This is a genomic window from Nostoc sp. FACHB-280 (assembly GCF_014697615.1).
Classification (GTDB): Bacteria; Cyanobacteriota; Cyanobacteriia; order Cyanobacteriales; family Nostocaceae; genus Nostoc_B.
In genome coordinates, this window is sequence record NZ_JACJSD010000091.1 from 1 (window position 1) to 11,849 (window position 11,849).

General features: G+C 37.6%; 13 protein-coding genes and 2 pseudogenes. 6 read left to right on the top strand and 9 right to left on the bottom strand.

Annotated elements, in window-relative coordinates:
- A pseudogene (locus H6G75_RS31890) lies at window positions 1-104 on the top strand (IS5/IS1182 family transposase); the annotation flags it as partial.
- 71 nt (window positions 105-175) lie between these two features.
- Here H6G75_RS31890 and H6G75_RS31895 read toward each other — a convergent pair.
- Window positions 176-340, bottom strand: a complete 165-nt coding sequence (locus H6G75_RS31895; RefSeq protein ID WP_190983886.1) for a hypothetical protein — start codon at window positions 338-340, stop codon at window positions 176-178.
- Between the two features lie 68 nt (window positions 341-408).
- Between H6G75_RS31895 and H6G75_RS31900 the strand changes: the two genes are divergently transcribed.
- Both H6G75_RS31900 and iscB read left to right on the top strand, forming a co-directional pair.
- Window positions 409-636: a hypothetical protein gene (locus H6G75_RS31900; protein ID WP_190983873.1), complete on the top strand. Its 228-nt coding sequence runs from the start codon at window positions 409-411 to the stop codon at window positions 634-636.
- Between the two features lie 165 nt (window positions 637-801).
- On the top strand, window positions 802-2,085 hold the full coding sequence (iscB, locus tag H6G75_RS31905; RefSeq protein WP_190983874.1) for an RNA-guided endonuclease IscB: 1,284 nt from the start codon (window positions 802-804) through the stop codon (window positions 2,083-2,085).
- A 324-nt stretch (window positions 2,086-2,409) separates the two neighbouring features.
- Here iscB and H6G75_RS31910 read toward each other — a convergent pair whose 3' ends face one another.
- The gene (locus H6G75_RS31910; protein ID WP_190983875.1) at window positions 2,410-2,757 is read right to left on the bottom strand and encodes an S-layer protein; all 348 of its coding nucleotides are present in this window, start codon (window positions 2,755-2,757) and stop codon (window positions 2,410-2,412) included.
- A gap of 157 nt (window positions 2,758-2,914) precedes the next feature.
- On the opposite strand from H6G75_RS31910, the gene H6G75_RS31915 reads away from it, so the two are divergent.
- On the top strand, window positions 2,915-4,780 hold the full coding sequence (locus H6G75_RS31915) for a DEAD/DEAH box helicase (RefSeq protein ID WP_190983876.1): 1,866 nt from the start codon (window positions 2,915-2,917) through the stop codon (window positions 4,778-4,780).
- A gap of 75 nt (window positions 4,781-4,855) precedes the next feature.
- Here the strand turns inward: H6G75_RS31915 and H6G75_RS31920 are convergent, their stop codons facing one another.
- From H6G75_RS31920 to H6G75_RS31940, 5 genes are all read right to left on the bottom strand, one after another.
- Entirely contained in the window at window positions 4,856-5,359 is a 504-nt protein-coding gene (locus H6G75_RS31920; RefSeq protein WP_190983877.1) for an NUDIX domain-containing protein, read from the bottom strand.
- 56 nt (window positions 5,360-5,415) lie between these two features.
- Complete coding sequence (locus H6G75_RS31925) at window positions 5,416-6,465, bottom strand: WD40 repeat domain-containing protein (protein WP_190983878.1); 1,050 nt, start codon at window positions 6,463-6,465, stop codon at window positions 5,416-5,418.
- 113 nt (window positions 6,466-6,578) lie between these two features.
- Entirely contained in the window at window positions 6,579-6,995 is a 417-nt protein-coding gene (locus tag H6G75_RS31930) for a hypothetical protein (RefSeq protein WP_190983879.1), read from the bottom strand.
- 46 nt (window positions 6,996-7,041) lie between these two features.
- Complete coding sequence (locus H6G75_RS31935; RefSeq protein ID WP_190983880.1) at window positions 7,042-8,325, bottom strand: plasmid pRiA4b ORF-3 family protein; 1,284 nt, start codon at window positions 8,323-8,325, stop codon at window positions 7,042-7,044.
- Between the two features lie 76 nt (window positions 8,326-8,401).
- Window positions 8,402-8,782, bottom strand: a complete 381-nt coding sequence (locus tag H6G75_RS31940) for a hypothetical protein (RefSeq protein WP_190983881.1) — start codon at window positions 8,780-8,782, stop codon at window positions 8,402-8,404.
- Between the two features lie 160 nt (window positions 8,783-8,942).
- Here H6G75_RS31940 and H6G75_RS31945 point away from each other — a divergent pair.
- Window positions 8,943-9,566, top strand: a pseudogene (locus H6G75_RS31945) (J domain-containing protein); the annotation flags it as partial.
- A 36-nt stretch (window positions 9,567-9,602) separates the two neighbouring features.
- Here H6G75_RS31945 and H6G75_RS31950 read toward each other — a convergent pair.
- Entirely contained in the window at window positions 9,603-10,196 is a 594-nt protein-coding gene (locus H6G75_RS31950; RefSeq protein ID WP_190983883.1) for a hypothetical protein, read from the bottom strand.
- A 103-nt stretch (window positions 10,197-10,299) separates the two neighbouring features.
- On the opposite strand from H6G75_RS31950, the gene H6G75_RS31955 reads away from it, so the two are divergent.
- Window positions 10,300-10,554, top strand: coding sequence for a hypothetical protein (locus tag H6G75_RS31955; RefSeq protein ID WP_190983884.1), 255 nt, complete (start codon window positions 10,300-10,302; stop codon window positions 10,552-10,554).
- A 49-nt stretch (window positions 10,555-10,603) separates the two neighbouring features.
- On the opposite strand, the gene H6G75_RS31960 is transcribed toward H6G75_RS31955, so the two are convergent.
- Window positions 10,604-11,737, bottom strand: coding sequence for a hypothetical protein (locus H6G75_RS31960; RefSeq protein WP_190983885.1), 1,134 nt, complete (start codon window positions 11,735-11,737; stop codon window positions 10,604-10,606).
- Window positions 11,738-11,849: the final 112 nt, after the last annotated feature.

Here is an 11,849-nt window from a genome sequence, read left to right on the forward strand (position 1 = left end):
GATTTCGGCGTTTGAGTAAGGATTACGAGTTGTACACAGAGTTAAGTGAAGCGATGATTTATGGCTCATTGATTCGTCTGATGGTCAAGCGAATGGCATCTTAAGCTTTTGTTTACGAATCAGCTCTAAGAATAAAACCCCAAAATAACCGTGAGCGTTGGTAGCAGGACTGCAACTAAAGTGCTATTAGACAACTCACAGTAATTAAAACTGGTTCTTGCTCCCAATCGATTTGTTCATAAGCTTGGGGAAAGAAAAACAGCATGAAGTCTTGAAAATACAGTTGTAGTATCTGCTTCCAAGGCGAATCATATTCCGTCTGCGGATTTTCATTTGTCATCTTTGAAAAGTTAGAAATTAAAACACTAGTATAGTACATTAATACTATACAGTGAGCAAATGAATTCTATGCAACAAGTAGTTAGACAAATTAAAGAACGCAGAAGAGTTCAACTTCAACGCCAAGATATTAAATACGAACTTTGGCGTTTAGACGATACTGAATTTAGGAAGCTGAGACAAAAAAGTCTTCCTATCAAAGATGATTCTAGGTTTTACGTAAACTACCCACCACTGAGCGGAGTACCGCTACAGTGGGGGCTTTTAAAGCCCAAAGTTTACCCGACTAAGTGTTAACTCACTACGATTTTAAGGTTATCTCACCTACGAATACGCAGCCAGTTTGTAGCTCTGAGGTTAACAGTTAAACAGGTGTAATTGGGTTAAGCCAGTGCTGTTGACGTAAAAAGCCTTTAAATCATTGTCCAGGCTCACATTACCCAAGAAATTGGAGGTACAATTATGTGCAAAGTGTTTGTAATTGATAGCGAAAAAAGACCATTAAATCCAATTCATCCAGCACAAGCAAGACAACTGTTGCGTAATCACAAAGCAGCAGTATTTAAAAGATTCCCTTTCACAATTATCGTCAAAGAATCACATCTTGATGCACCAGTCCAGTCACTCAGATTAAAACTAGACCCTGGCGCAAAATACACAGGTATAGCAATAGTAAATGATGCAAGTGGTGAAGTTGTATTTGCTGCCGAATTAAAGCACAGAGGGTTTGCTATTCGGGATGCTTTAACTTCAAGAAGGCAATTACGTAGAGCTAGGAGGAATAGAAAAACTAGATACCGTCAACCCAGGTTTCTTAATAGAACTAGACCCCAAGGATGGTTAGCACCAAGCTTACAAAGTCGAATTGAGAATATCAAAACTTGGGTTAGTAGATTATGTAAAGTTGCACGAATCACAGCCATTAGTCAAGAACTGGTTAAGTTTGATATGCAGTTAATTCGTCATCCTGATATTCAAGGTAAAGAATACCAACAGGGTACTTTGGCTGGGTTTGAGACTCGACAATACCTACTTGAAAAGTGGAATAGAGAATGTGCTTACTGTGGAATTAAAGATGCTCCACTGCAAATTGAACACATCCATCCAAAAAGCAAGGGCGGGTCAAATTCCATCACAAATCTTACACTAAGTTGTGAGAAATGTAACCTCAAAAAAAGCAGTCAAGATATCAGAGATTTCTTAAAAAAAGACAAATCCAGATTAGAGAAAATCCTAGCATTAACTAAAAAGCCACTAGCAGATGCAGCAGCAGTTAATACAACTCGATTTGCACTACTAGAAACGTTAAAATCTACAGGCTTACCCGTAGAAACTGGTTCTGGTGGGTTAACTAAATTCAACAGAACTCAACAAGGGTTAAGTAAATCTCACTGGCTCGACGCTTGTTGCGTTGGGACATCAACACCAACTCTCAAAATCAAAGGTGTTAAACCATTATTAATTACAGCCAATGGTCATGGTACAAGACAATCATGTCGTACCGATAAATATGGCTTTCCTATTCGACATTGCTCTAGAACTAAATTTCATTTTGGATTTCAAACTGGAGATATTGTAAAAACTGTTGTTACTAAAGGTAAAAAGGTTGGTACTTATATTGGTAGAATTGCTACTCGTGCAACAGGTAGTTTTAATATCTCAACTGCACAAGGATTAATCCAAGGTATCTCTTATAAATACTGTAAAACTATTCACAAAAAAGATGGTTATGCTTATACCATGTAGAGAATTTGTGAATTGTTTAACTGTCCCAATCACTGTTTTTGTTAACACAAAAATGTGTTCATGGGACGTTTTACAATTCACCTCCCATTCCTCTCACCGCTTTCCTTGTCAGGATAGGCGGGAGTCTCCTGGGAGGTTCTGCTAAATAATGCCTGCAATGTTTATCAGGAGGTACAATTTCCACCAAGATATACGAGCATATTGCCGAAAGTAACAACTATTCCATAAATAAACTCCAAGCAAAGTCACAAATATTTTGTTAATAATACTACTTCATTTCTTGCATTTAGATTTACTGCTGGCATAAGGCTAAAAGTTACTATCTTACTTAATGAATATGCTGTTTCTTCGCTTGTTTGTAGCTGGAAAAAAATCTTGTGAATTTGTTGGTTGTTGGCTTTGATTACGTCGAATTTTCTCAAATAAAGCAGGTAGAGTTGCTTGACGAAATGCTCCACAGTAGTGCATAGACATGACTGCTTTAAATGCCCAGTGGTTTGCTGGTAAATCACTAAAAGGATTAGGTAAAGTTTCTGCTTGGTTGTTAATACAAGCATTTTGAACTTGAGTTAATTTCTGTGATTCATCATTAATTTGCTCTTGAGCTTTTACGGGAGCCAGTATCCCAAAGGTAGTTAATGCTAAAATTGCTGACAAAATTTTATAATTCATAAGTCCTAAAAAATGCTTACCTTTCTGTATCTTAGCTTCTGAAAAATGAATTTTGATGTGAAATGAGCGATCGCATTTCTAACTAACCTCCTAAACTAAATATCGGTAGAATGTGTAAACCAGCACGTCCAACAAAAACTGTAGCAATTAACGAAGAATGTTTAGTCTGCGCGATTACCAACAAGATTTAGTTTCCAAAACTTTTGCGGCTTGGAATGGTGGAATTAGAAAGGTACTACTGCAACTAAGCACGGGTGGTGGCAAGACAATTATCTTTGCCGCCGTAGCATCTAAGATGACTGCTCAAAGTGATGGTGTCTTGGTAGTTGCTCATAGAGAAGAGTTAATTCTCCAGGCGGCCGAGAAACTAGCGGCGGTGACAAAATTACAACCAGGAATTATTAAAGCTGGATACAAGCCGAATGATTCATTAATTCAAGTAGCTAGTATTCAAACTCTTTCACGACGAGAAACCTACCCGAAGGCGCAGCTTGTCATCATTGATGAAGCTCATCATTCTAGTGCTAACAGTTACCGCAAATTATTAGATGCTTACCCAGAAGCACTGATTTTAGGGTTAACTGCCACACCCAGACGTGAAGACGGCTATGGATTGCGAGATGTTTTTGACCACCTGATCAGCTCGATTTCTACTAAGGAATTAATTGCTTTAGGCCACTTGACAGATTACAAATTAATTGCTGGCTTTAAATATTCTCGACACAAAGTTCCGCAAAAACGTGACTTTACGCGTAAAGAATTGGAAGAAGTTGCTTCTGACTACAAGCCTTTTGAGGTATTGAAGCAGTGGCAGAATTTTTGCGCTGGTCAAAAGACAGTAATTTTTGCTGTCAACGTCAAGCATTCTCAAGATATCACACAAGCTTTCTGTGCGAATGGAATCACTTGTGAGCATCTTGATGGCGAAACGAGCAACACTGAACGTAAAGAAATTTTAGATAGATTTCGTAGCGGTCAAACACAGGTTATCAGTAATTGTGCAATTTTAACTGAGGGATTTGATTGTCCTGACTCTAGTGCCGCCGTGATTGCGCGGCCAACCAGCAGTGTTACTCTCTGGCTGCAAATGATTGGCCGAGTCTTGCGTCCTGCACCGGGTAAAGAATATGCAACTATCTTAGACATGACTGATAACTGGTATCGGCTAGGTCGTCCATGCGACAACCGAAAATGGAGTCTTGACCCAGTATCTTGTGACCCTGATACCCAAGGCACGAGATGTTGTCCTCACTGCCATCATGTCTTCAAGCCAATGCCTGCCCTGATTCGCACAAAAGAATACTTTAATTGTCAAAAAGCCGAATTTGTCATCCAGTATGAAGCAGATTGCCCCAATTGCGCTAAATCTTTTAAATGGGTCTTAGAAGAATCCTCGGCTATAGAAAATGATGGCGAAGCGGTAATTGTTGCTGACTCTGATATTGAGTTTAAAGAAGTTCCACCCGAAGTGCGCCCATCTTTATTAACCTCAGTTATTGAAGCTAAAAAGCGTAAGTTTAGAAATCAAGAAAAAAAACTAATTTTTTATAGTGCGACAATTAGAAGCTGGTTTTTAAATTGCCCTGAAGTCAATTTAACCGAGCTAATTTATGCTACTGAATTGCTTGATTGCCCACCACAAACATTTGAATCTAGCATAGAATCTTTAGTTTATAAAATTCGCAATGCTCAAGAATGGACAGATGTAACCAAAATCATGTCTAATCGTCCTGATCACGTAAAAAAAGTTATTTGGAGTAGATTATCTCATGAAGAGAAAGACAGATTTAAAATAATGAAAGTCAATTATGAAAAGGAAATGAATGAAATTCAGGAATGGTTGACAGAAGAAAACTTAGTATTAGTAGCAGAGTATTTATCAGCTTGCCAAGACGTTGAGATGATTTCTTCTTTATGCCAAATCTATAAAAAACCAGTTATTCAAGCAGCCATTGACCGGATATCCGACGATAAACGTTACCAAATTAATCAATGGATTACACAGTTATACAAAGTCAGCTAGAGAAGCGTTTAGCTTCAATGAAAGTTTTATAGTAATAAGCATTTCTTAAATGAGCATCCAACTAAACCAAAATTATTAATAAAACATCTGCACAAGTTTAATCAAATCACTTTTTGCAGGTTCACCATTGTTTAACCAAGTTATCAAGTCATCAGGATATAACCAAAAATTCTCAACAAAATCATTTTTATTATAATCAGGATTATTATCCAATTTAATTTCATAAACTTTCATAAAAGCAGATACTTGATGCTGATGTGGTCTTAAATATCCTAATAATCTAAAGTCAACATTTTTTAGCTCTAAATTCAATTCTTCTTTCAGTTCACGTTGCAGGGCATCTTCATAACTTTCTCCGCTTTCAACATGACCTCCCATACTCACATCAAGGCAAAGAGGAAAAATTATTTTTTTAGCTGAACGACGAGGTATCCACAATTTACCTAATGAATTAATCACAAAAGTATTAACTACTCTAAAGCAACATAATCCTTGACTATATATTTGGGAGCGTTTCTTTTGCCCAATAACCTGATCTTCTTCATTTACGATGTCGAGTATTTCGTCGTGGTGTATCATAAACAAATTTTTAATATTATATATATTGAGTAAGGGAAGTTATATTTCACATCTTTTTATGGACGCTGTAACAATTGAATTTTTATATTTCGATTATCTGAATTGCTTGTAATTCCAGCTAAGAGTTTGCCATCAGGACTGACAACGAAACGGTTCATTTGCTGTTTGTCCAAAATTGCTTCTAGCTCGGCTGTTTGCAGATTCCATACTATCAGCCACTTCTTACTCTTACCAATTAGAACATTACGGCTGATGGCAATCTCAGATGGGCTAAATATCTTACGAGAAAAGCTATTATTTACCTTGACTCTTCCTGTTTTTAAATCCAATACTTCTAAATGGAAAGAGCGTTTCCCTGCTCGTTTGATACTAACTAGTGTCTGCCCATCTAAACTAATGCGTGCTAAGTCCGAAGGGTTAAAAAAATTTTGAAGGACTTGTTGCTGGTTGCTTACCGTATCCCACGCCACAAGTTTACTACTCGGTAAAGTCAAAAGTACTGTTTTGCCATCTGGACTAATGTCATCGAAATGGGAATATGGTAATCTTGCTTTTTGCTCAAGAGTTTTGAGATCCCAGACTTTGATCTCAGGAGATATACCACGATCGAGACTAATAATAGTCTTCCCATCAGAGGAAATATCAACATGAGTAACATTACCAGAATGACCTGTGAGTATCTTTTGAGGTTGATTTGAGGTAATATCCCAGATGCGAACTAGCCGATCACCACTACCACTGACAACAGTTTTGCCATCAGGAGAGATTGCTAAAGCATTAATTGCACCAGAATCACTCCGTAGTGTTTTTTTCAACTTTCCTGTTTGCAGTTCCCAGACTTTGATTGTTTTATCTTGACCGCCACTGACTAGAGTTTGACCGTCCGCACCGAGCGCAATTGCAGAAACTGTAGGATGTCCCTCTAGGGTGCGAACGACTCTTAAATTGCAGTAGGGAGATTTAATTGCATCATGGGAACAGTACTTATCCCTGTATTGAAAAAAAGTGAAAAGTTCATCAGGATCGCTACCGAGAAAACTTAAAGTGATGACTACCAGAATCAATAAGGCTTTGAGTTTCCATTTACCGGACTTGAAAATTTTCATTTATGAATATTTTGAGCTATCACGTAGTACAGTTAATGAAAACCAAGTTATGGTGCTGAAAAATCTTAATAATAAAGGCATTATACAGCATCAAAAGCTTTCCAAAACATGAGCTACTCTAAATAGATTGCCGAGCTTTTAAAGGCTTCTTCTGGTGTCCCATAAAAAGTACCATTATCAAATACACTAGGCTCATATTTTTCATTACTGTATGTGTAAAAAGCTTTTGTCCACTTTTCCTCATTGCCTTTGTAACGCAATCGACAAAGGTGAATTGGAGTATTCCTACCTCTTTCTAAATATTCTTCCCGCGTTACTTTAAATAATGACGGGTCATAATTATCTAGCATGAATGGCTCTTTGTAAGCATCTATATAACAGAAATATCCCTTAAACCTTACATCAATACGTATATATTTTCCTGAATAATGCTGTTCAGCATAAGCTAATATTCGTTGTTTCGTTCTTTGCTTGACGTTATCAGGAATTTTGACTCCTCCCGAATGTGGATCGTTGACCCATGCTTTCATAACTAACTCCCTATTTGTTTAAAATTTATCATTCTCAAATGTTATTTTATTCACCATCTTCATCTTCCCATTCTTCATCTTCGTCCTCCCAATTTGGATATTGTTGAGGTGCAGTCCCATAACTATCTATAATTGTCGGTTCCTTAATTTCCACATTATCTGGGTCAATACTTTCTAATTGCACATTAAACCGCCAATCATCTCCAAAATCAAACAAGTAAGTCATCGTTTGACCTACTTTGAGAGACAACGATAAATCTTTAATTAAAAATTCATTTGTAAAAGGTGGTTCTTGAGCATAAGGATGACTTACTCGTACTGTCCAACCATACCGACTCTTGTAAGAAAATTCATGCAGATGGTCATCATCAAAACTCACAGACTCTAAAATTATGCTGCTTAAATCATAGAGATTAGAATCACAGGGAATAGCAATACGTCGCCAAATTTTTCCTAATGTCACCTTAAAGATGTAAACTCCTTGCTGCTCTTGTGGTTCAGAAATTACAAGATTGTTCTGCCATTCGGGGAAAAAGACTTGTAATTGATGTTGCCAAATCCCAAACGGATATTCTTCTGTTTCATCTTCCTCTTGCTCAACCTCTGATTGGGATTCTTCAAAAAGAATTTTTTCGATTAATTTTATCAAAGCATTTCCCCAAGGAGTTTTCTTTAGTTTAGTAAACTGCCACCCTTGACCTTTTTTTGATTTAGCACTTTCAACTTCTAGCAGTCCAAACATTGAAAATAAAGCAATCTGGTAAAGTCCAGGGGAATAACTATACCATTTTTGCTGTTCTGTTTTTGGAATCAAACTTTTATTCGAGTCAATTTCATGCCAAAACATCAAAGCTTTTTCAGAACCACTACGCCATCCCTTTTCACCTAAAATTTCTTCATTTCCCCAAATCCACCAAGCTTCTAAAAGGTTGAAATAACGTTCTGTCGGATTTAACTTGTTCCAAGAAGAAAGTACATTAGGTTCAAGATAAAGAAAGAATTTTTTTCCTTGAGGTTCAACATAAGATATGGTTGATGCTCTCAATAACAAATACAAACCATGAATATGGGGATAAGCTTTTTGTTGTGGACGATTCAGTTCAACTTGAATTGGATGAGTTAAATGACTATTGAGTTCTGCTAAACAACTCATTGGTAGAAAATTTTGAGTCTTGCTGACCTCAATTCCTTTTGTGCCAATAAAATCCAGCAACATCTGGAAATCTTTCAGGATTGAGCCTGGACTACTCTTGGAAATCTGTTGTTTGTGTAGCAATTGTAACTCATTTGGATTAAGAGTATTTGCTTCTAGATTATTAGGGTAGAACATGAGTACAAGCAGCTTAAATTGTATTCAATAATGTCAGTAAATAAATTTAAATTAAAAGATTATATTGCTTTACTCTTCAATCAAAAACATTGGCTCTTTCAATAATGAACCATTCATGGTATAAAATTGCTAAGAAAAATTCTTCACCTTTAACGCGATCGCACACTGCCATAAATCCTGAAAAAAAAGGATCATCTTCATAGGTCGTATCGGAAATGAAAAGTGTTACAGAATTATTATCTGCACTCCATATAGAACGTATTACACTTATATTAGGATGATGTAATTTATCCACAGGTAATAATACGGAACATCCTTCAATTTCGATGAATTCCGGCTCCTCATATTTCAAAACCGATTCCCAATCTTCCGGGCCTTCATGTTTTTCAATAATTCTATCCCACCTAACTAGCTTAATTTTTTCTAGAGTTTGGACTGATAAATCTGCAATTTTCATTTTTGGCTACCCTAAATAATTTTTAATAATTTCTCAATATTCATCTTTTTCAGATTTATTGCAATACTAGATCGCTCAAATTTAAATTAATATTAATAGGTATTCATGTATCATCATTTAGGGATCTAAATACTTTTATCTAAAAAATTATAAAACTTCTATGCCTCGACGAACTGCTACATCTTCATCCCCTTCTACTGTTGCAACTGGACTGGCTCTTTCTGAATTACATCTACGCTTGGAATATTTAGAGAAACAACACCAATCAATTCTCAAGCAGATTAAGAGAAAGCGGACTGAACTACATAACTTTGTCGAAAGAGCGCGTTCTTTAGCCACAGAGGTAGTGCATCAAACTACCCCCAGTTTCCAAAAAATGGCTCAACTCGACCAAGAAATTCATGCTTTGTTTGAAACTATCTTTGCTACTCGAAAATTTGGTAAACAAACTCTTAAGAAAATACAAGCAGTTTATCGTCAACTACAATTTGCCGGAATTATCAGCATCAAATCCGATACAGAGCAATTCCAGCAAGAGCCAAATAAAGAGTTTTCATCTACGGAAGAAGATTTCTCCACCGAATCGGACGAAAGTCCCCATCAAAATCAACAGTGGCCAGCACAAGAAACTACCTCCTTTGGGGCTGGGGCTAGAACCGAAACACAGCAAAAAATTCGCTCCACATTTTTGCGGTTAGCGGAAATCTTTCACCCGGACAAGGCACAAGATAGCGAAACACAGAAATATCATACCCAAATTATGCAGGAGATAAATATTGCCTACCATTTTTCTTTTTCTAAGTTAATATTTCGGACAAGTCTATTTGGCATCCCAAATGTACAGTCCTTTTTCTTCTGGCACTCTAGAGAATCTGCCTGAGCGATAACCCCGTGACAGTTCATTCAGCACTCCTGGTCTGACTTTTTGCAATTGTGATTGCGGGAGTTCACCGTAGAGTTGGTTGATTACTTCAGCTATATCAAAAACTCTCCTTGGATTTTGTTCTAGCAATGAACTAATCGCATCAATCAAAAATTTTCCTTCAAACTCTCCTTGCATGGGAATGAGGTTAGCTTTTGCATTAGGGTTAGGTTTTTGAGGTTTTGTTTGGCTAGGCTTGGAAGCAACATCAGGGCTAGTATCTTCTTTGACTTGCGGCTGTGGTTGTTTACTTTTCGTTTGGCTAGACTTGGAAGAACTTTCTTTGCGCTTAGAGTTGAGCAGTTTCAAATCTATGGTGTAGTATCCTGGTTTCCCTGGAACTAGCGACCATTTCCCGCTTTCTCTGCCTTGAGTCAGCGTTGATTGAACTCTACCTTTGACTACTTTCCACGCTTTTGGTTCTAACTCGCCATACAGCGATCGCACCACAAAATCTATATGACATACACTGCCTTTATGCTGCTGTAACAACGAGTCAAGAATGAAGAGAGTTATTGAACACTCATAATTACTTTAATTGCAGATCCTCCAGCTTCGCTAATAACCAATGTAGTCTTCTCCTGGAGTTCCACGTATGTCCGATCTCGAACTACAACTGCAAATGCAGATGAATGTTCAGAGAATGTTGTCCAACTTCCCAGACAACGAAACATATATCATTTTTGTCCTCAAATATTTCGAGTTCTTGATAAATTTCCCAGCAGGCAGTTTAACAAGAAGAAAACTGTGTGAGTTGATTGTAGATTTTATCCTCTACAATTACTCGCCCTCGGAATACAAGATGGCGCTCGAACAACTTCAGGCTGCTATCGAATACGCCTACAGTTAGTTGGTACAATTTGCAAAAGCAAGCTACTAGAAAGTACCTTATTTTTTTATCATCTTTGCATTCCTGCTGTCTGTTTTTGACTTCTCTCTAAAACTTCATCAAGCTTACTACTGGCAGTTTCAAAATCCCTTAACACCTCTGGCGTTAAATTATTCACTTGCACTCTTCCAGATTGCACACGCAGAATTTCATCACCGCTTTTGTGAGCGATTGCTAAATCCTTACGCTCAGAATTCAGGGACAAATCATAGTTTTTCCCATTGACACGAGTAGTACCATCTTCTTCACGCTGACCCAAGTTTGATGCTAATTTATGAGCAATCTGGGCGATTCGGTTAACTGTGTCTTTTTGCATTGCCTCCATTGCTTGAGGTGATAGCTGTCCCGTAGCCTTGAACTGGGACGCAATTTCAGCGATTCTCTGTTTATATGGTTCAGGCTTGCCTAAATGATTAGCTGTCTGCCACCATGCGCGTAAGTCTTCTATTGTGATTAGTTGGCTGGATACGACTTTTGATTCAGTTGTACTGGTTTGTGGCTGTGGTGGTTGTAACGTATGGAGTGATGCTACAGCCGGACATGATTGTGTACTCATGATTGGCTGTGGCGGTTTCAAATGCTTTGGACGGTCAGGTAGCGATCGCACTTTCGCTTGATACTGTTCCGGCGACTCAATCACTTGTCCAAACTTCTTAGTCATGGACTCAAAAGTTGATTCAGGAATTGATGAATTTACCAAATTAAATACCGCTAGTCCCTTTTTCGTTTCCAGTGGCACATCTTCTGGTGGCACTTGGGCGATCGCAATGTTTTTCTCGTGCAGCCACTTGGTCACTGCTTGAACTTTGTGATTATCCAAAACAAGTTGAGTCAATCCCAACATTTTATCTTCTGGTGTGGCAAACAACATGGTGGGACGCTCTTTTATTTTGTAGAGCATCGGTGCAGTTTTTGCGATTGCTCTGTGTTGTTCTTCATTGACTGTCTGTTGACCAAACACTTGATTTTCTTTCACCCAAGTTTCAGGATATTGAACTGTTGCGGGGTCAACTTTCACGACCATTGTTGTGGTGAAATTGCTCTGGAGCGTCACATTAATTGGTGTTAATTGACCAAATTTTAGCGCCCCCAAGTTTTTGATTGCTTCTTTATCCTTATTGAAAAATAGTAAGCTCTTGTGCATTTAAATTGTGATAATAGTATCGCCTTTATTTTTGAGTTTTCGTCCCCATTTAATAATTAACGCTCCTTCATTTAAGAGTTGATGTAATAAATATTCTAGGTCTTCAATTGAT